The following is a 19,895-nucleotide window of genomic DNA, read 5'->3' on the forward strand; positions in this document are numbered from 1 at the left end:
ACCCCCACCCCCCCCCCCCACCCCCCCCCCCCCCTCCCCCCCCCCCCCCCCCCCCCCCCCCCCCCCCCCCCCCCCCCCCCCCCCCGGCAACTGGTGGAACTGGCCACCATCCTGCTCGTCGCGGGGCACGAGACCACGGCCAACATGATCTCCCTCGGGACCTACACCCTGCTGCGCCACCCCGAGCGCCTCGCCGAACTCCGGGCGGACCCCGCGCTCGTCCCGGCCGCCGTCGAGGAGCTGCTGCGCTTCCTGTCCATCGCCGACGGACTGCTGCGGGTGGCGCGCGAGGACATCGACGTCGACGGGACCGTCGTCCGGGCGGGCGAGGGCGTGGTGTTCTCGACCTCCGTCATCAACCGGGACACCGACGCCTATCCGGATCCGGACACCCTCGACTGGGAGCGCCCGGCCCGCCACCACGTCGCGTTCGGGTTCGGCATCCACCAGTGCCTCGGGCAGAACCTCGCCCGCGCGGAGCTGGAGATCGCCTTCGGGACACTGCTGCGCCGGCTGCCGGAGCTGCGGCTGGCCGTGCCCGCCGACGAGATCCCCTTCAAACCGGGCGACACGATCCAGGGGATGCTCGAACTCCCCGTGACCTGGTGAGAGGAGCACCGCGATGCGTGTCTCGATCGACGGCGACGTCTGCATCGGCGCCGGACAGTGCGCCCTGACCTCCCCGGACGTCTTCACCCAGGACGACGACGGCTTCGGCACGGTGCTGCCCGGCCGCGAGGACGGGGGCGGCGGGGCGATGGTGCGGGTGGCCGCCCACGCCTGTCCCGTACGCGCGATCACGGTCCACGAGACCGACGGGCCGCCCCGGCCGTGACGGCGGACCGGCACCGTGCCTGGGGCGCGGTGCCGGTCCGGGGGGGGGCGGGGCCCTGCGGGGTCCGTCAGGCGGAGACCTCGGGGAGCAGGCCGGTGGCCGGTGCGGCCAGGTCGGTGAGCTGGTGGAGCTGGTTCAGGTCGTTGACCCGGTTCAGGCCGCCGAGCTGCTCGGCGATGCCCGGCAGGCGGTCGCGGGACTCCTCGGGGATACCGGTCGCCGTGAGGGAGTCGATCTCGGCGATCGGGCTGATGGGCGGGCCGAGCGGGCCGGTGGCGGCGACCGCTTGGGTCGCGGCGCCGCCGAGGCAGGAGAAGGCGGCGGCGACGGCCAGGACGGAGGACATGCGTCGGGTTGAGATCACACCCACACAACGGACCGCGGCGCCGACGGACACGGTCCCGCCCGGCGGGCACCCTCCGAACGGGGGTCCCACGGAAGACCCCGGCCGCGGGGGCCGGGGTGACCTGGCGGGGCGAGCCGGGCTCCGTCGTCGCCCGGGTCGCCCGCTTCGGCCCGACGGCCCGTCAGGCTGGTCCGGTCAGCCGAAGTCGGGGATGGGGTGGTCCGGGGCGAGGGCGGCGGCGATGCGCTGGGCGATCACGTGGGCGCTGTGGCCGGCGGCCGCGGAGGGCCCGTTCGTGGTCGAGACGGCGAGGGAGAGGCGCTCGGACGGCAGGTACGCCATCGAGGCCGAGTAGCCGAAGAACAGCGGGTGCTGGGCCACCCAGTCACCGAGCACGAGCACGCCGGCGCCGTAGTGGGTGGCGGCGGTGTTCGCGCGGCAGACCGTCGCCGGGCACGTCTTCGTGGGGCGGCCCAGACCGACCGTCCCCGGGTCGAGCAACTCCCGGTACCCGGCCGGGGAGAGCAGGCGGCCGGAGCCGATCGCGGCGGCCGAGCGGGCCAGGTCGCAGATGTCGGTGGTCTGGACGGCGCCGGGCGCGGTGGTCCACGAGGGGTTCCAGAAGGTCGACTCCTCGTAGGTCCCCCGGTCGGCGGTGAAGGCGTGCAGGACGGGGGCGGGGATCTCCGGGGTGAAGGCGTTGCGGGTCTCGCGCAGTCCGAGGGGCCCGAGGACCTCCCGCTGGAGGAGGACGTCGAGCCGGGTGCCGGTGATCTCCTCCAGGGCGGCGCCCAGGAGCACGAAGTTGGCGTGCGAGTAGCTCCAGTTGGTGCCCGGCTCGTACCACCGCTTCTCGGCCGTCGCGAGGGCGACCAGCTCCTTCGCGGTCCACTGGCGGAACGGGTCGGCGACGACCGCCTGCTGGAACCCGGGCAGGCGGACGTAGTCGACGAGGCCGGTCGTGGAGGCGGCCAGCATGCGCAGCGTGATCCGGTCGCCGTCCGCGAGGTCGGGCAGCCAGCGGCCGACGGGGTCGTCGAGGCCGACCCGGCCCTGGTCGACGAGGCGCAGCAGCGCGGTGCCGAGGTAGCTGATGGCCACGTTGCCGTTCCGGAAGTGCATGGCCGGCGTGGCGGGCACGCCCGTCATCGACTCGCCGAGCGCGGTGGTGACGACGTCCCGGCCGTCGGCGGTGACCCGCACGATGACGGAGGCGAGACCCATCTCGGCCTTCGCCCGCTCGGCGATCCGCCGGACCTCGTGCGCCGGACCCCGTTCCGGCACCTTCGACGCGGCGCAGGGCCGCCGGTGCCCCGACTCCCCGGGCGCGGTGCCGGAGGCCGGCACGGCGGCCCCGATGACGCCGAGGGCGAGCAGTGCGGTGAGCGCGGCGAGGCGCGCGCGGGACGGGGTGCGGGCTGGGCTCATGGTCGGAGTATCGGCAGGTCCCCGCGCCGCCGGGGACGTACGCGCTGCCGGACCGCGCGAACATCACCCGTCAGGCCCGCCGTCACGGGAGGCGTGGCGGGCGGGTTCTCCGACGCCCGGCGGCGGGAGCGGGACGGGGCCCGGCGCGCTCCCGGACCATGCCCCGGTCGTCAGGGCGTCCGGGGCCGGGGCGGCGGCGGGATCGCCCAGCGCAGGGCCCCGGTGATCGCGCGGCCTCCGGGGCGGGCCAGCGGCAGCGTGAGGCGGGTGAGGGCGGGCGGGTCGAGGGCCGTGACGGCCCAGGCGGGGAGCAGGTCGACGGCGGCGGCCGCCAGGAACGCGTACGGCAGGCGGGCCGGGGCCGGGAGCGGGGGGTCCGACAGCAGGAAGCGGGCCGCGGAGCGGGACTCGGGGGTGGCGCGGAGCTCCGGACGGTACGCGGCCAGGCGGGCGATCAGTCCCGCCCGGGTGACGGGCGGGTCCTCCACGCCGAGGCGCCGCGCGACCCGGGCCATGTCGGCGACGTAGCCGTCCATTCGGTCCGGGGGCAGCGGGGCGCGCCCGTAGCGCTGGTGGGCGTGGAGGAAGCAGGCCGTCTCGGCGACGTGGACCCAGCCGAGGAGGTGCGGATCGGAGGCGTGGTACGGCACACCCTCGGAGGTGGTGCCCCGGATCCGCCCGTGGACGGCCCTGACCCGGCGCACCGCCTCCTCCGCGTCCCGGGCGGTCCCGAAGGTCGTGACGGCGAGGAACGTGCTGGTGCGCTGGAGGCGCCCCCACGGGTCGCCCTGGAAACCCGAGTGGGCGGCGACGGCCGCCATCGCGGTGGGGTGCAGCGACTGGAGGAGGAGGGCGGCGAGACCGCCGACGTACATCGAGGCGTCCGCGTGGACGGTCCGGACGGGACGGTCGGGGGCGAACCAGCGCGGGCCGGGCGTGCCGTGGATGCGGTCCCGCTTGCGGTGCGCCTCGGGACCCGCGACCCGGTGGAGGAGGGCGTCACCGGCCCGCTCCCGCAGGGCGCCGACGTACGACGGTGACCGGAGCACACCCCCATTATGCCCCCGCGCCGCCGCCGGAGGGGAGGGCGCGGCCCCGGGACCGCTTTCCCGTCACGAGGCAACCGGCCCCCACCCGTTGCCGTCCTCCGGGGGCAGAGGGGCGCGGGGGAGGCTGGGGCCGGCGGTGGCGACGGGGGTTCCCGGCGGCGTGCCGCGCGGACCGGACTCGGGCCCGTGCCCCACCGACCGATCGTGAGGAAGACCGCTTTGATACGTGTCACACGCGCCGTGGCCACCGCCGCGGCGTTACTCGCGCTGGCCGCGGTGGCGCCCGGGCCGGCGTTCGCGGAGCCCGCTCCGGCGGACCCGTCGGCCGCGTCCGCGGGGAACCGCCCCGGTGACCGGGGACTCCCCGAAGGATGGCGGGTCAGCGGGACCGGGGCGGGCCGGCAGCTGGTGTGGACCTCGCCCGAGCCGGTGCCCGCGGGCGACGCCCGGGTGGAGTTCCACGCCGGAGACCGGCTGCTCGGCCGACCGGTGCCCGCGCCCGACGGCCGCACCTTCCGGCTGCCGCTCGGCGGCACCCGGCCGGCCGAGGGGGCGCCGCTGCGGGTGACGGCCGCCGGCCGCCGGCTGGACGCGGCCGCTCCCGCGCGGGCCGCCGTCGAGCGTCCCGGAGCGCCGTCGGCCGTGCCGCCCGCCCCCCTGCCGGTGAACGGCGTCGACCCCGGGGTGCCGGGCCCCTTCGCCACGGTGACCGGCCGCTACGACCTCGCGCCCGTCCGCCTGCCGGGGTTCGCCGCACCCGTCGAGATGCGCGCCGTCGTGGTGGGACCGGCCGGCGCGCCGGGGAAGCGGCCCGTGGCGCTCTTCCTGCACGGCCGCCACGCCACCTGCTACGCCCCCGGCACCGAGGAGGTCCGCCTCGCGTGGCCCTGCGAGGCGGGGACGCGGCCGATTCCGAGCCACGAGGGGTACCTGCGGGCCCAGCGGCTCCTGGCCTCCCAGGGGTACGTCACGGTGTCGGTGTCCGCCAACGGCGTGAACGGCCAGGACTACCTGGCCGAGGACGGCGGTGCCCAGGCCCGCTCGTCCCTGGTGCGGCTCCACCTGGCCCGCTGGGCGCAGTGGTCCACGCACCGGTCGGCCGCACCCGCGGCCGTCCGCGCCGTCGCGCCCGCCGACCTGGCGCGCGTGCTGCTCGTCGGCCACTCCCGCGGCGGCGAGGGCGTCAACCGGGCGGCGGTCGACAGCGTCACCCCGCCGCCGGCCGCCCAGGACGGCTACCGCGGACCCGTACGGTGGACGATCCGCGGCACCGTCCCGATCGGGCCGACGATCTTCGGCAACAACCCGGCTCCCGACGTGGCCTCGATGACGATCCTGCCCGGGTGCGACGGCGACGTGTCCGACCTCCAGGGCCAGAACTTCGTGGACGGCACCCGGGGCGTCAGCCGCGGCGCGGCCCTGCACGGCGCGGTCTACGTGATCGGCGCCAACCACAACTTCTTCAACAGCGAGTGGACCCCGGGACAGGCGAAGGCGCCCGCCCTGGACGACTTCTCGTCCGAGGACGGGACCGACCCGGTCTGCTCCCCCGGCACGGCCACCCGGCTGACCGCCGGGCAGCAGCAGGCCGTCGGCGCCACCTATGTCGCGGCCGCCGCCCGGCTGTTCGTCGACGGCGACGACCGGGTCCGTCCGCTCCTCGACGGCACCGGCCGCCGCGTCCCCTCGGCCGGCCAGGCCCGGGTCCTCGCCCACGCCGTCGGAGCGCACCGCACGCCGGTCGTGCTGCCGGACCCGGCCGTCACGGTCTCGGCGGGCGGCAGGCTCTGCGGCCAGGTCGACCCGGACCCGGCCCGGTCCTGCCTGCCGCCCGAAGAGGGCGGCCGGTCACCGCACTTCGCGTACTGGGACGCCTCGCCCGAGCCGGGCCGCGACGCGGTCGCGCTGGAGTGGGAGCGCCCCGGCACCCCGGTCACGGTGCGCCCCTCCCGGCCGGTGTCCCTCGCCGGCGCCGACGCCCTGGCCCTGCGGCTGATCGTCCCGCCGAACACCGCCGGCACCCTGTTCGACGTGTCCGTCACCGACGCCTCCGGCCGCCGGGCGGAGCTGGGCCGTGCCCGGGTCGACGGTCTGCCGGGCAGCGAGCGGACCGCCTCGTACTGGGCGCGCGAGGTCCGGGTGCCGCTGTCGGCCGCGCGCCGCGGCGGCCTGGACCCGCGGCGGATCTCGGCCGTGTCGCTGACCCCGCGCGGCGGCGCCGGCCGGGCCTGGCTGATCGACGCCTGGGGCTGGCGTCCCGGCACGCCGGCCGTCCGTCCCGCCCCGCTGGCGCGGGTGGACGTCGGCCGCCTGACCGTCAAGGAGGGCGACTCCGGGACCCGGACCTACCGGGTGCCCGTCACCGTCTCCGGGCGGGGCAGTGGCCAGGTCCGCCTGTTCGTCCCCCGGCCGGACTCGGACGAGGTCACGTCCCGGCTGGTCACCGTGCGGCCGGGACGGCACGACATCGACCTCCCGGTGGAGGTCCGCGGCAACACCCGCTACGGCTACGACACGGTGCGGGACGCGTTCGTGAAGGCGGTGCGCGGCACCGTGGTCGGCTCGCACCGGGGCGGGGTCACCGCGCTGAACGACGACGACATGCCGACGCTCCGTCTCGACCCGGTCGCGGACGACGTGGCCGAGGGCGCGGCCCTGCGCTGGCGTCTGACGCTCTCCGACGCCGCCGACGCCGACATCACGGGCGAGGTGTCCTTCCTGGCTCCGGCCGGGGGCCCCGAGCTCACCACGGCCGATCTCGATCGCGCGTGGCTGGAGGAGCGGCTGGGCAGTGTGCCGGACCCGGCCGTGCCGCTCTCCGAGGCGGGCCGGCTCGGCCTCTACCTGTTCGCCACCGTCCCCGCCGGGCGGACGACCGCGGAGCTGACCGTCCCCACCGGCCGCGACGACGCCGCGGAACCGGCGGAGTTCCTCCGCGGGCGGCTGACGACGTACGACGGCTCCTGGGAGCCCGTGCCCGGACCGGAGTTCACGGGAACGGTACGGGACGCGCCGTGAGCGTGGTCTGATCACCGGCCGGGGCCGTCGCGGAGCGATCCGGGGCGGCCCCGGCCTCAGCCGGCCGGCGTCAGGTCCGCCCACAGGGCGGCGGCGTCCGGCGACAGCGCGACGATCTCCCGGCCGGGTGTCGGGCCTGACCCGTCCCACCACACGCCCTGGCCGGGGGTCATCGTGGGCCCGTCGGTGCCCGCCCGCCAGCCACCGCTCAGCACGTGGAACACCCCGGCGTGCCCGGCGGGCGGCGCCACCGGACCGGTGACCCGCTCCACCGTCGCCGCCCAACGGCCGCGCCGCACCATGATGTTGAGCACCCGGCAGGGCCCGCCGGCGAGTTCGGCCGTCAAGGTGAGGTCCCCGGGGAAGGCGGTCGGCTCGCCGACCCGCGTCAGCAGCCGGTCGAACACCCCGGGAGCCGTCAGCCGCACGCCGTCGCCGGCCAGCGGGGTGAGCGTCCGGTCGACCCCGGGGAACGCCGAGAACGGCCCGTCCCGGTCGATGTCGGCGATGCTCGCCCGCCACCCGAACTCCTCGGCGCCCGAAGGCCGCGAGGCGACCTCCCGGGTGGCGCCCCCGCCGTTGCGCCACCGGCCCGCCGTCAGGGTCTCGACGTCGTAGGGGTGCATGCGTGCTCCTGAGTCGGTCGCGGTAGGGAAGCGGAGTCTATGCGGCTCCCTCGGCCGGGTGGGCGGTTCCCTCGGCCGAGCGGGCGGCTCCCTCCGCGCGTCGGGGGTTCTCCTCGTGGAGTCGGCGGTTCCCTCCGCGCGGTCGGCGGGTCCCCGGATGCGAGGCGGTTCCCCCCTGCGCGGAATACGGCCAAGAGGAGGGACGCGCTCCGCCGCCGGGGGCGCGCGGCACCGGAACCCGTGCGGCGCCTGCCCCGAAACCCGGTGCGGAGGGGCCGGGACCCGCCGCCGTCGCGGAAGCATCGTCGGCGCGTCGTGGCCCCGTCACGGCTCCGTCGTCGTCCCATCACACTCCGGGCCGCCGGGATGGCCGGAATCCACGCGCTCGGGCCCGTCCGGTCCGGACCGCCGTTGATCACGCCGTTCCGGCCTCACATACTGCGCTGACCAGCGGCGGGCGACGTTGCGCCCCCGGACTGGAATCCCACTCACCGACCTCGTCCCAAGCTCCTGGGGGAGACTTGCGCGCACATGTGAAGCGGTCACACGCCTTCACCCTCGCCGCGGCCACAACGGTGGCCCTGATCGCGGGCATGACCGGCCCGTCGACGGCGATCGCATCGAACACGACGGCCTCCGCGGAGGCCGCCCCGAGACCCGGCGGGACCCAGCGGATCCCGCTCGTCACCGGCGACCGCGTGGTCGTCGACACCGACGGCCGCATGGTGGGCTTCGAAGCCGCCGCGGGCCGTGAGCACATACCCGTACAGGTGCAGCGCACCCCGGGCCACACCCTGGTGGTACCGGGCGACGCCCAGCGCCTGATCGCCACCGGCCGGCTGGACCAGCGGCTCTTCGACCTCGACACCCTCACCGCGCGGCAGCTGCGCGCGAGCCACCGCGACGGCCTGAAGCTCATCGTGCAGTACGAGGGGGCGGCGGGCGCCGCGCGGGCCGAGCTGCGCGCGGCCGGGGACACCCGGATCCGGCGCTCGCTCCCCGCGATGAACGCCGAGGCCATCGGCACCCCGCAGGACGACGTGGCGCGGGTGTGGGAAGCGCTGACCGATCCCCCGCGGGCCGGCGTGCGGACCACCGCGGCCGGCATCGGCAAGGTGTGGCTCGACGGCGTCCGTTCGGCGAGCCTGGACCGCAGCGTCCGCCAGATCGGCGCCGACAAGGCGTGGGCGTCCGGCTTCGACGGCAAGGGCGTCACCATCGCCGTCCTGGACACCGGAGTCGACAAGACCCACGCCGACCTGCGGACCCAGGTCGTCGGCGAACGGAACTTCTCCTCCTCCCCCGACACCGCGGACCGCGTCGGGCACGGCACGCACGTCGCGTCGATCGCCGCCGGCACCGGCGCCGCGTCCGGCGGCCGTTTCAAGGGCGTCGCCCCCGGCGCCCGGCTGATCAGCGGCAAGGTCCTCGACGACGACGGCTACGGCGACGACTCCGCCGTCATCGCGGGCATGGAGTGGGCCGCCGCCGAGGGCGCCGACGTGGTCAACCTCAGCCTCGGCAGCCCCGACAGCCCCGGCGTCGACCCGGTGGAGGCGACGGTCGACCGGCTCTCCGCGGAGAAGGGCGTGCTGTTCGCCGTCGCCGCGGGCAACGACGGCGAGGGCGGCGCCTCGACGCTCGGCTCGCCCGGCACCGCGGACGCCGCGCTGACCGTCGGCGCCGTCGACAAGGACGACCGGCTGGCGCCCTTCTCCAGCACCGGCCCGCGCCTCGGCGACGGCGCCGTCAAGCCGGACCTCACCGCGCCGGGCGTCGCCATCACCGCGGCGGCCGCCGCGGGCAGCGCGATCGACACCAGCCCCGGCACGCCCCACCCGGCCCCGGGCTACCTGCAGATCGACGGCACCTCCATGGCCACGCCGCACGCGGCGGGCGCGGCGGCGCTGCTGAAGCAGAAGCACCCGGAGTGGAAGGCCACCGAGCTCAAGGGCGCGCTGATCGCCTCGGCCGAGGGCGGCGACCACACCGCCTTCCAGCAGGGCGCGGGACGCGTACAGGCCGACAGGGCGCTGTCCCAGACGGTGATCGCCGAACCGGTCTCGATGACGTTCGGCACGGCGCGGTGGCCTCACGCCGACGACCGGCCCGTCACCAGGAAGGTCGTGTACCGCAACCTCGGGACCGACGACGTCACCCTCGACCTCTCGGTGTCCACCGTCGACCCGACGGGGAAGCCCGCCCCGGCCGGCTTCTTCGCCCTCGGCGCGGAGAAGGTGACCGTCCCGGCCGGCGGCACCGCCGGCGTCGACCTGACCGCCGACACCCGTGTGGGCAACGCGGACGGCACCTACTCCGGCTACGTCACGGCCACCGCCGCGGGACAGTCGGTCCGCACGGCCGCGGTGGCCGAGCGGGAGGCGGAGTCGTACGACCTGACGCTCCGGGCCGTCGGCCGCGACGGCGCCGACGCGCGGAACTTCTCCAGCACCCTCATCGGGGTCTCCGGACCCGCCGCCGGCTTCCAGACGCGGATCGACGACGAGCCGGGTGTCCACACGCTCCGCGTGCCCAAGGGCTCGTACACCTTCAACACGGCCGTCTACCAGGACCCTTCGGACTTCACGAAGGGCACCGACTGGATCGCGCAGCCGAAGCTGGAGGTCACCGGCGACACCACGGTCACCGCCGACGCGCGCACCACCAGGCCGGTCAGCCTCACCGTGCCGGGACTCGACACGGTGGACTACGGCGGCACCTACTACGAGCGCGCCACCGACATCGGCCGCGTCGGCAACGGCTGGGTGCTCCGGGGCTTCACCGGCTTCCGCACCGCCCACCTCGGCCCGGCCGTCACCGACGGCTCGCTCCTGCAGACCTGGGACGGGCACTTCCTGAAGGGCGCCGACACCCACTACTCGGTGGCCTTCGGCGGTCCGGCGCGCACCGTCGCGACCGGCTACACCCGGCACGTGAAGGCGGACGAGCTGGCGACCCTGAAGGTCGGCCTCGGCTCCTCCGCCACCGGGAAGACCGCCCTGGCCTCCCCTTTCGCCCATCTTCCGGGCGCCCCCGAGGGCAACGGGTTCTCCGCGCCGCAGGCGGCGCCGGGCACGCGCACCTTCCACGTCTCCACCGGTGACGGCGTCACGTGGCTGACCCGGTTCACCCAGGCCGGACCGCCCGACGAGTGGGGCTACCCGGCCTTCGAGGGCAGCTACGAGATGGTCCGTCCGAAGCGCTACGAGGCCGGCCGGACGTACCGCGAGGACTTCAACACCGGTGTCGTCGGCCCCCTCCTGGACCCGGACACCGGGGTGTTCCGCACCGCTCCCGACCCGGTCACGGGCGAGCAGTCGCTCGTGGGCTCGGTGCGCCTGTTCGCCGACGGCAAGGGTCACACCGGTACGGTCCCGTTCGCCACGGCCACCTCGACGCTGTTCCGCGACGGCGTCGAGATCGGCCGCAACGACGATCCGCTGAGCGGCTCGAAGCCCTTCGCGGTCGACGGCTCCGACGCCGAGTACCGGCTGACGACCTCCGTGGAACGCCCGGCCGGTACGACGGCGGTCTCCACCCGCGTCGACACCTCCTTCACGTTCCGCTCGCGGCAGGTCGCGGCCACCACCGCGCTGCCGGTGTCCACCGTCCGCTTCGCGGCCCCCGTCGACCTCGCCTCGCGGGCCCCCGCGGGCGCGCCGCTGCGGGTCCCGGTGACCGTGCAGGGTGCGGCCGCCGGCGGCAACCTCGCGTCGCTCGCGGTCGCGGTGAGCTACGACGACGGCGTGACCTGGCAGGCCGTCCGGGTCCTCGGCGGCGCGATCACCGTGAAGAGCCCCGCGAAGGACGGGGCCGTGTCGCTCCGCGCCGAGGTGAGGGACCGTCAGGGCAACACGTCGGGGGTGACGATCCACCGCGCCTGGTCCGGCAGGTGACCCCGGTCCGCTGACGCGGAGGTGCCGGGGAACGTCCGAGGACGTTCCCCGGCACCTGTCGTCCCTCGCCGCGCCGGCTCATCCGGCGTCCGGGAAGAGCCCCCTCGTCGGGAACGGCGGCCGCGCGAGGCGGACGAGTTCCAGGGCCTGCTGGGGGAACCAGGTGCCCGCGGCGGGGTCGACCGTGCCGCGCTCGGGGTCCTGGGGTCCGGCGGTGCCGCGCAGGCACAGGCCGTCCGACTCGCCGGGGATCTTGATCCAGAGCTTGGCGTCGTACAGCGGGTCGCCGGTGGCGGTCGTCGGCCGGTCGCCGAGACCGCGGCCGGGCGGGTTGCACCAGTCCTGCGCGTCGGTGTACTTGCCGGCCGGGGCGGTCCACGGGCCGAGGCCGTTGCGGCTGGTGTCGGTGACGAAGTGCTTCCGCCGGGAGGGCGGCGTCGTCACGTGCCCCGCGATCCACGTCTCGGCGTCGGCGCGGGGCCAGTACTGGTTCGGGCAGTCGGCGGCGGCCCCGCCGTCCTCCACGTATCCGACGCACGCGGAGATCAGCGTGCCGTACCAGCGGCTGTCGTCCTCCGTGCGGTAGTTGGAGGCGTTGGTGAACACGCCGGTGGCACCGGAGACGCCGGCCCGGATGAGCCGGGGCACGATGGAGCCGACGCTGTGCCAGCCCGGGTGTCCGGTGTCGAGGTACACCTTGGTGCGGCCGAGCCGGCCCAGGGTGTCGACGGCGTACTTCACCTCCGTGTACCGCGCGGTGGTCCTGGTGCCCTGGGCGTCGTCCTGACCGCAGTCGGCCGGCAGCAGGGCGAGCGAGTCGGGTTCGAGGACGACCATGGCGTCGTGGCCGCCCACACCGCGCGCGACGGCGTCCACCCACGCCTGGTACTCGGCCGTGGTCGACGCCCCTCCGCCGGAGTAGTTCGCGCAGTCGCGCCCGGGCACGTTGTAGAGGGCGAGCACCGGCACGGCGCCCTTCCGCGCGGCGTCCCTCACGACCGTCCGCGCCAGTCCCTCGACCTCGGCCGGCGTCTGGTCGCCGTACCAGACGGCCTGGGGGGTGAGGGCCATGGCGAGGATGCCCGCGGCGTCCTCGTACCGCCCGTCCTTCAGCAGTCCGGCGGCCTGCCGGTACGCGTCCGGGTTGGCCTTCGGGGTGTAGAGGCGGGCTCCGCGCGCGTCCGGAGCGCCCGTGGGCACCCCGGCGGTGGCGGCCTGCGGCCCGGTCAGCAGGGCTGCCGCGAGGACCAGGGGCAGCGCGAGGGAACGGGCGGCGGTTCTGCGGCGCATGGGTGGGGGACCTCCGTCGACGGCACGCTGGGGAACGCTCCCGGACCGTCCTAGTCGATGGGAGCGCTCCCATGAGACTCCCGGAGCTTCTGGCGCGCCGTCAAGAGCCGTGCACCGACGGGGCGTCGCGGAAGGACCGGGTCCGGCTCAGTCCGCCGGCCGGTCCGGCAGGCGGAAGCCGTCGAACAGGTCGTCCATGGCCCGCACCGCCAGGCGGTCGGGGATGGCGCGGACCACGAGGTCGCGGGCCGCGGCGGCGAGCGGATGCCGCAGGGCCCCCACGCGGCCCGCCCGACGGGCACGGACGCGCACGGCGTCGGTGCGGCGCAGACGGGCGGCGGTGTACGCGGCGAGGGCCCGCGGCACGGCGGCCACGACGGCGCCGTCGTGCTCTCCACCGCCGCCCTCTCCACCGCCGCCCTCGTCGCGGTCGGCCCGGTCGCGGTCGGCCCCGCCGCCGTCCCCGGACGGCAGGAGACGGCCGAGGACGACCGCGTCCTCGATGGCCTGGCAGCCGCCCTGGCCGAGGTTGGGCGCCATGGCGTGCGCGGCGTCGCCGAGCCAGGCGATCCGGCCGTGGTGCAGGCGCGGGAGCGGGGCGGCCAGTTCGTACAGGTCGTGCCGGAGGACCGCGTCGGGAGCGAGGGCGTCCACCCGGTCCAGGAGTGCGGGGATGGGGTCGTGCCAGGCGCCGAAGCGGCGCCGCAGTTCGGCCCGCGGGTCCTCCGGCCGCGGACCGGCCGGGACGGCCGCGGTGGCGTACAGGTAGAACCGGCCGTCGGAGAGCGGCGTCACGCCGAACCGCTGCCCTCGCCCCCAGGTCTCGCTCATGGCCTGGACGCCCAGGCCGGGGGCCTCGACGAGGGCCCGCCAGGCGGTCTCGCCGAGGTAGCTCAGGCCGGGATGGGCGGGGAAGTACGCGCGGCGCAGCGGGCTGTGGATGCCGTCGGCGGCGACGACCAGGTCGGCGGGGAGCCCCGGGCCGTCCTCCGTCCGCACGAGCGCGCGGTCCCCCGAGTCGTCGACAGCGGTCACGGCGGTGCCGTACCGCAGCCACCCCGAGGGAAGGGCGGCGGTCAGCGCGGCCGTGAGCGCCGGGCGCGGTACGGCGATCGGCGGCACACCGTGGCGTGCCGCCATGTCCGCGGTGGCGGCGCGGGTGAGCCAGCGGCCGTCGGGGCGGCGGACTCCCATCGCCTCGGGCACGGCGCTGCCCGTCGCGGGGGTGATGTCGACGGCGACGGCCCGGAGCGCGCGCAGCGCGTTGGGGGCGAGGCCGATGCCGGCGCCGGTGCGGGGCGCCTCGGGGGCGGCCTCGCAGACGGTCACGTGCCAGCCGCGGCGGCGCAGGGCCACCGCGGCCGTCAGACCTCCGATCCCGGCGCCGACCACCACCGCGCGCGGTCCCGTCACAGCGCCCTCCCCCTCGTCCACAGCCCGGCCCCTCGTGGAGCCGGCGCTTCCCCCGTTCGGTCGTACCCACCGTACGGCCGCCGTTCGCGTCCGACGGTAGTCCCCGACGGCGGGTCAGAGCGCGCCGACGATGTCCTCGACGCGGTCCTTCGCGTCGCCGAAGAGCATGGAGGTGTTCTCGCGGAAGAAGAGCGGGTTCTGCACGCCCGCGTATCCGGAGGCCATCGAGCGCTTGAACACGATGACCTTGCCGGCCTCCCAGACGGTGAGCACCGGCATGCCGGCGAGGGGGCTGCCGGGGTCGTCCGCGCCGGCCGGGTTGACGGTGTCGTTGGCGCCGATGACGAGGACGACGTCGGTGGCGGCGAAGTCGTCGTTGATCTCGTCCATCTCCAGCACGATGTCGTAGGGCACCTTGGCCTCGGCGAGCAGCACGTTCATGTGGCCGGGGAGGCGCCCGGCGACGGGGTGGATGCCGAACCGCACGACGACGCCCCTCGCCCGCAGCTTCGAGGTGAGCTCCGCGACCGGGTACTGCGCCTGCGCGACCGCCATGCCGTATCCGGGCGTGATGACGACCGACCGTGCCGAGCCGAGGAGTTCGGCGGCGGTCGCGGCGGTGATCTCCTGGTGCTCGCCGTAGTCGACGTCGGAGCCCGAGGGCGCCTCGATGCCGAAGCCGCCGGCGATGACGGAGAGGAACGAACGGTTCATCGCCTTGCACATGATGTACGACAGGTAGGCGCCCGAGGAGCCGACCAGCGCGCCGGTGATGATGAGCAGGTCGTTGCCGAGCAGGAACCCGGAGGCCGCGGCGGCCCAGCCGGAGTAGCTGTTGAGCATCGAGACCACGACCGGCATGTCGCCGCCGCCGATCGAGGCCACCAGGTGCCAGCCGAGCGCCAGGGCCACCACGGTCACCGCGACGAGCAGCCAGGGCTCGGGCGTGATCACGAACCACACGGTCAGGGCGACGGACAGGCCGAGCGCGCCGAGGTTCAGGGCGTTCTTGCCCGGGAGCACGAGCGGCGCGGAGCCGATCCGCGCCGAGAGCTTCAGGTACGCCACGATCGAGCCGGTGAACGTCACCGCGCCGATGAACACCCCGAGGAACACCTCGGCGTGGTGGATGCCCAGCGTGCCGAGGGCGTCCAGCGCCCGGGCCTCGTGGCCGTCCGGTGCGTTCTCGACGTTCAGGAAGCCGTTCCAGCTGACGAGGACGGCCGCGAGACCGACGAAGGAGTGCAGCAGCGCGATGAGTTCGGGCATGCCGGTCATCTCGACGCCGCGTGCCTTGCGCAGCCCGATCAGCGCGCCGGCCAGCATGGCCAGGGCCATCAGCCCGAGGCCGGCCGTGCTGACGTCGCCGTCGATCGCGAGCACGACCGTCGCGACGAGCGCGACGCCCATGCCGAGCATGCCGAAGGCGTTGCCGAGCCGTGCCGACTCGTGCCGGGAGAGTCCCGCCAGCGCCAGGATGAACAGCAGCGCGGCGACGAGGTAGGCCGCCTGTGCGGCGAGGGTGGCAGACATGTCAGCTCCTGTGGAACATGGCGAGCATGCGACGCGTCACCGCGAAGCCGCCGAAGACGTTGATGCCGGCCAGGAGGATCGCCACGAAGGACAGCACGGTGACCGCCGTGCCCGTCCGGCCGATCTGCAGCAGCGCGCCGACGACGATGATCCCGGAGATCGCGTTCGTCACCGACATCAGCGGGGTGTGCAGGGCGTGGTGGACGTGGCCGATCACGTAGTAGCCGATCACGATCGCGAGCACGAAGACCGTGAGGTGGGGCAGCAGCGCCGCCGGGGCGAGGCCCGCGGCGAGGAAGAGGACCAGGGCGGCGAGCGCGACCCCGCCGAACCGCCGCGCCGGGGTCACCGGCGCCCTCCCGGGCTTCGCCGGCGCCGCGGCGGCCGCCGGCGGCGCGGGGGCGGGTGCCGCCGAGACCTGGACGGGCGGCGGCGGCCAGGTCGTCTCGCCCTTGCGGACGACGGTGATGGAGCGCTGCACCGGGTCGTCCCAGTCGAGGACCAGCCTCGCGTCCTTGTCCGGCGTCATCAGCTTCAGCAGGTTCACCAGGTTGGTGCCGTACAACTGCGACGCCTGCGCGGGCAGTCGGCCGGCGAGGTCGGTGTACCCGATGATCGTCACGCCGTTCCCGGTGACGACCCGCTCCCCCGCCACCGTGCCGACCACGTTGCCCCCGTTGGCGGCGGCCATGTCGACGATCACCGAACCCGGCTTCATCGCGGCCACCATCTCCGCGGTCACCAGCGTCGGCGCGGGGCGTCCCGGGATGAGCGCCGTCGTGACGACGATGTCGACCTCACGGCACTGCGCGGCGTACAGCTCGGCCTCACGGGCCTTGTAGTCGTCGCCCATCTCCTTGGCGTAGCCCGTCGTCGAGACCTCGACCTCCGGCGACTCGATCGACAGGTACTCGCCGCCCAGGGACGCGACCTGCTCGGCCACTTCGGGGCGGGGGTCGGTCGCCCGCACGATCGCGCCGAGCGAGCCGGCGGCGCCGATCGCCGCCAGCCCCGCCACCCCCGCGCCCGCGACGAGCACCTTCGCGGGCGGCACCTTGCCCGCCGCCGTCACCTGACCCGTGAAGAAGCGCCCGAAGGCGTGCGCCGCCTCGACCACCGCCCGGTAGCCCGCGATGTTCGCCATGGACGAGAGCACGTCCATCGACTGCGCCCGGCTGATCCGCGGGACCGCGTCCACGGAGAGGGCCGTGAACGGCCGCCGCCCCAGCGCCTCCACCATCCCGGGGTCGAACGCCGGCGCGAACAGCGCGATCACCGTCGCCTCCGCCCGCACCCGGTCCAGCTGCTCCGTGCTCGGCGCGTTCACCCCGAGCACCACGTCCGCGGCCGCCGCCGGGCCGATCGCTGCCCCGGCCTCCTCGAACGCGGCGTCCGTGAAGCCCGCCGCGACCCCCGCTCCGGGGTCCACGACCACGTCGTACCCCAGTCTCCGGATCGCCCCGACCGTGGCCGGCGTGGCCGACACGCGGTGCTCACCCGCCCGGGCTTCCTTGAGGACTCCGACCTTCACGCGCGTTCTCCGTTCGCCGCTGTTCCGCTCGACGGCCGGGCGCCGAACCGACGGACGCCCGGCCGGGCCCCGCCCTTCGGTCTCGCTCCACCGTCCTCGCGAGCCGGCCGTGATCCATGCCACACCATGTGCCCCGCCCTTGGCGAGAGCCCGCACGGCCGAATCACCCGTGGGCGCCCGCGCGCGGGGGCGGAGCGACCGGGACCCGCGGCCCGGGCCGGGAGGCGGAGGTCTCAGGCCACGCCGCGGATCCGGCGGACGAGCAGGCCGCCGACGAGGGTGACCAGGGCCGCGGTGGCGTAGAGGCCGGTGTAGCCGCCGGCGTGGGCGATGACCGGCGCGGCGAGCGCGGGGGCCAGGACCTGGGGGCCCGAGTTGGCGATGTTGATGACGCCGAGGTCCTTCGCGCGGTCGGCGGCCTCGGGCAGGACCTGGGTCACCAGGGCCTGGTCGACGGCGAGGTAGACGCCGTAGCCCGCGCCGAGGACCGCCGCCGCGGCGAGGGCGGCGGGCCAGGTGTGGAACAGGGCGAGGAACAGGGCCGCGGCGGCCATGACCAGGGAGCTGAGGACGACGAACCCCTTGCGGCGCCCGACGCGGTCGGACAGCACCCCGACGGGGACGGCGGTGAGCGCGGCGCAGGCGGTGTAGACGAGCGTGAGGACCAGGACGCCGGTGCCGGGGGCACGGTGGTGGACGGCGTCGGTCAGGAAGTAGAAGAGGTAGAGGGTGCCCAGGGCGTTGCCGAGGTTGACCAGGAAACGGGTGAGCCAGGCCCAGCCGAAGTCGGGGTGACGGCGCGGGCTCACCCACAGCGAGCGGGCGAGCGCGCGGGCGTCGAAGGCGGGGCGCAGCGCTTGGGGCAGCGGCGGCTCGGCGTACCGGAACACGAAGGGGCAGGCGAGGGCGACGGTGAGGACGGCCAGCGTCAGGTAGCCGGGACGGACGCCGGTGACCAGGAGCGTGGTGATCAGTGCGCCGAGCACGAGGCCGACGGACTGCATGAGGCCGGTCCACCCGGAGACCTGGGCGCGCTGGGCGAGGGGCACCCGGTCGGCGACCGGGGTGGCGACTCCGGCCAGCATCGCGTTGAGGCCGGCCTGCGCGAGGCACCAGCCGACGGCGACCCCGGCCACGGTGTGCTGGGCGGCGGTCACCGCGAGCCCCGCCGCCCCGGTTAGGGCGCCGCCGAGGATCCAGGGCCGGCGCCGGCCGAACCGGCCGGTGGTCCGGTCCGACCAGGCGCCCGCGAGCGGATTGGCGATCACCGCCACGAGCGCGCCGAGGCCGGTGACGAGGGAGAGCGCGGCGTTCTTGCCGTCCGGGTCGATGTGCTCCAGCTGGAGCGGCAGCAGGATCTGGATGGGCGTCATGAAGGCCATGAAGACGGCGAGCGTGGCGACCGAGAGGCCCGCCGTCCAGGAGGCCGTGACCGGGGCGGTCGGCTCGTCCAGGACGGCGGCGCCCGCGGCGTCCGCGTCGTCCGTCGCGGGGGCGGGGACCATGGGGGCTCCGTCGCTCAGGGCCGCTGGGAGGCGATGAGGTCGCGGTACCAGGCGAAGCTCGCCCGGGGCGTGCGCCGCTGGGTATCGAAGTCGACCTCGACCAGGCCGAAGCGCTGGTGGTAGCCCTCGGCCCACTCGAAGTTGTCGAGCAGCGACCAGGTGAAGTAGCCGCGGACGTCCACTCCCCGGGCCAGGGCGTCCCCGACGGCGGCGACGTGTCCCGCGAGGTAGTCGACACGCTCACGGTCCTCGATGCCGGCCGGCTGCGAGCAGCCGTTCTCGGTGATCCACACCGGCGGCAGGGCATCGCCGTAGCGGGACCGGAGTCCGGTGAGCAGCTCGGTGAGTCCGTCGGGGACCACGGGCCAGCCGAACGCGGTCCGCCGGTACGTCTCCTGGGGCTCGGCGAGGTCGAAGGGGAACCCGGCGGCGGGGTCGGCGGGAGCGGTGATCCAGGTCGGGTTGTAGTAGTTGACGCCCAGTCCGTCCAGCGGTCGGGCGATGGCCTCCAGGTCTCCGTCCCGCACGATCCCTCCCCACGCGGGGTCGCTCATGCCGTAGGCGGACAGGTCCGGGTACGTGCCCAGCAGGACCGGGTCGTTGAACAGCCGGTTGTGCAGGGCGTCGTAGGCGGCGGCCGCGGCCGTGTCCGCGGCCGACCGGGCGTCGGGGCGCAGACGGACGGGCGTGCAGTTGTTGGAGAGCAGCACCTGCGCGTGCGGCACCGCGGCGCGCAGGGCGGCGGTGGCCAGCCCGTGGCCGAGGAGCTGGTGGTGCGCGACCGGCAGCGCGTCCAGCATGAGCGCGCGGCCCGGCGCGTGGACGCCGAAGCCGTAGCCGAAGGACATGTGCACGAAGGGCTCGTTGAGGGTGATCCACCGCGTGACCCGGTCGCCGAGGCGTTCCGCGGTCACGGCGGCGTACTCGGCGAACCGGTGGGCGGTGTCGCGGTTCAGCCACCCGCCCTCGTCCTCCAGGGCCTGCGGCAGGTCCCAGTGGAACAGGGTGGGGGTCGGCTCGATCCCGGCGCCGAGCAGGGCGTCGACCAGCCGGTCGTAGAAGTCGAGGCCGCGCGGCTCGACCCTCCCCGTGCCGGCCGGGAGCACGCGCGGCCAGGAGACGGAGAAGCGGTACGCGTCGAGGCCGAGCCGGCGCATCAGCGCGACGTCCTCGTCGAACCGGTCGTAGTGGTCGCAGGCGACGCGGCCGGTGTGGCCGTCCCGCACGGCGCCGGGCCGCTGCACGAAGGTGTCCCAGACGGAGGCGCCCTTGCCGTCCCGCCCGGTGGCGCCCTCGATCTGGTACGCGGCCGTGGCGGCGCCCCAGACGAAACCCGCCGGGAACCGCGGCGGTGGTACGGACTCGGTGGAGCTCGCGGTCACGGGCGCTGCCTCCGTTGCCGGTGCGGGAGACGCCGCGGGGACG

At 75.7% G+C, this 19,895-nt stretch carries 13 protein-coding genes and 1 pseudogene; 4 read left to right on the forward strand and 10 right to left on the reverse strand.

The window, feature by feature from the left end; translation table 11 throughout:
* Window positions 1-87: 87 nt before the first annotated feature.
* Both ACZ60W_RS23640 and ACZ60W_RS23645 read left to right on the forward strand, forming a co-directional pair.
* Window positions 88-609: pseudogene (locus tag ACZ60W_RS23640) on the forward strand (cytochrome P450); the annotation flags it as partial.
* Window positions 610-622: 13 nt separating this feature from the next.
* Window positions 623-835: a ferredoxin gene (locus ACZ60W_RS23645; RefSeq protein WP_469757341.1), complete on the forward strand. Its 213-nt coding sequence runs from the start codon at window positions 623-625 to the stop codon at window positions 833-835.
* A 67-nt stretch (window positions 836-902) separates the two neighbouring features.
* Here ACZ60W_RS23645 and ACZ60W_RS23650 read toward each other — a convergent pair whose 3' ends face one another.
* The 3 genes from ACZ60W_RS23650 to ACZ60W_RS23660 form a co-directional block, all read right to left on the reverse strand.
* Complete coding sequence (locus ACZ60W_RS23650; RefSeq protein ID WP_469757342.1) at window positions 903-1,181, reverse strand: hypothetical protein; 279 nt, start codon at window positions 1,179-1,181, stop codon at window positions 903-905.
* A gap of 195 nt (window positions 1,182-1,376) precedes the next feature.
* Window positions 1,377-2,609 carry a serine hydrolase domain-containing protein gene (locus ACZ60W_RS23655; RefSeq protein ID WP_469757343.1) on the reverse strand — a complete coding sequence of 411 codons (1,233 nt, stop codon included), beginning with the start codon at window positions 2,607-2,609 and terminating at the stop codon, window positions 1,377-1,379.
* 170 nt (window positions 2,610-2,779) lie between these two features.
* Window positions 2,780-3,658, reverse strand: coding sequence for an oxygenase MpaB family protein (locus ACZ60W_RS23660; RefSeq protein ID WP_469757344.1), 879 nt, complete (start codon window positions 3,656-3,658; stop codon window positions 2,780-2,782).
* 219 nt (window positions 3,659-3,877) lie between these two features.
* Between ACZ60W_RS23660 and ACZ60W_RS23665 the strand changes: the two genes are divergently transcribed.
* Window positions 3,878-6,676 carry a hypothetical protein gene (locus ACZ60W_RS23665; RefSeq protein ID WP_469757345.1) on the forward strand — a complete coding sequence of 933 codons (2,799 nt, stop codon included), beginning with the start codon at window positions 3,878-3,880 and terminating at the stop codon, window positions 6,674-6,676.
* A 56-nt stretch (window positions 6,677-6,732) separates the two neighbouring features.
* Here ACZ60W_RS23665 and ACZ60W_RS23670 read toward each other — a convergent pair whose 3' ends face one another.
* Window positions 6,733-7,302, reverse strand: coding sequence for a HutD/Ves family protein (locus ACZ60W_RS23670; protein ID WP_469757346.1), 570 nt, complete (start codon window positions 7,300-7,302; stop codon window positions 6,733-6,735).
* A 593-nt stretch (window positions 7,303-7,895) separates the two neighbouring features.
* Here ACZ60W_RS23670 and ACZ60W_RS23675 point away from each other — a divergent pair.
* Window positions 7,896-11,198 carry a S8 family peptidase gene (locus tag ACZ60W_RS23675; protein ID WP_469757392.1) on the forward strand — a complete coding sequence of 1,101 codons (3,303 nt, stop codon included), beginning with the start codon at window positions 7,896-7,898 and terminating at the stop codon, window positions 11,196-11,198.
* Window positions 11,199-11,276: 78 nt separating this feature from the next.
* Here ACZ60W_RS23675 and ACZ60W_RS23680 read toward each other — a convergent pair whose 3' ends face one another.
* From ACZ60W_RS23680 to ACZ60W_RS23705, 6 genes are all read right to left on the reverse strand, one after another.
* The gene (locus ACZ60W_RS23680) at window positions 11,277-12,488 is read right to left on the reverse strand and encodes a glycoside hydrolase family 6 protein (protein WP_469757347.1); all 1,212 of its coding nucleotides are present in this window, start codon (window positions 12,486-12,488) and stop codon (window positions 11,277-11,279) included.
* Between the two features lie 147 nt (window positions 12,489-12,635).
* Entirely contained in the window at window positions 12,636-13,901 is a 1,266-nt protein-coding gene (locus ACZ60W_RS23685; RefSeq protein WP_469757348.1) for an FAD-dependent monooxygenase, read from the reverse strand.
* Window positions 13,902-14,015: 114 nt separating this feature from the next.
* Entirely contained in the window at window positions 14,016-15,434 is a 1,419-nt protein-coding gene (gene pntB, locus ACZ60W_RS23690; protein WP_469757349.1) for a Re/Si-specific NAD(P)(+) transhydrogenase subunit beta, read from the reverse strand.
* A 1-nt stretch (window position 15,435) separates the two neighbouring features.
* On the reverse strand, window positions 15,436-16,965 hold the full coding sequence (locus tag ACZ60W_RS23695) for a Re/Si-specific NAD(P)(+) transhydrogenase subunit alpha (protein WP_469757350.1): 1,530 nt from the start codon (window positions 16,963-16,965) through the stop codon (window positions 15,436-15,438).
* Window positions 16,966-17,198: 233 nt separating this feature from the next.
* The gene (locus ACZ60W_RS23700) at window positions 17,199-18,470 is read right to left on the reverse strand and encodes an MFS transporter (protein ID WP_469757351.1); all 1,272 of its coding nucleotides are present in this window, start codon (window positions 18,468-18,470) and stop codon (window positions 17,199-17,201) included.
* A gap of 14 nt (window positions 18,471-18,484) precedes the next feature.
* Window positions 18,485-19,852, reverse strand: a complete 1,368-nt coding sequence (locus tag ACZ60W_RS23705; protein WP_469757352.1) for a GH1 family beta-glucosidase — start codon at window positions 19,850-19,852, stop codon at window positions 18,485-18,487.
* Window positions 19,853-19,895 lie beyond the last annotated feature (43 nt).

It is taken from the genome of Streptomyces sp. NPDC104202 (genome assembly GCF_055584185.1).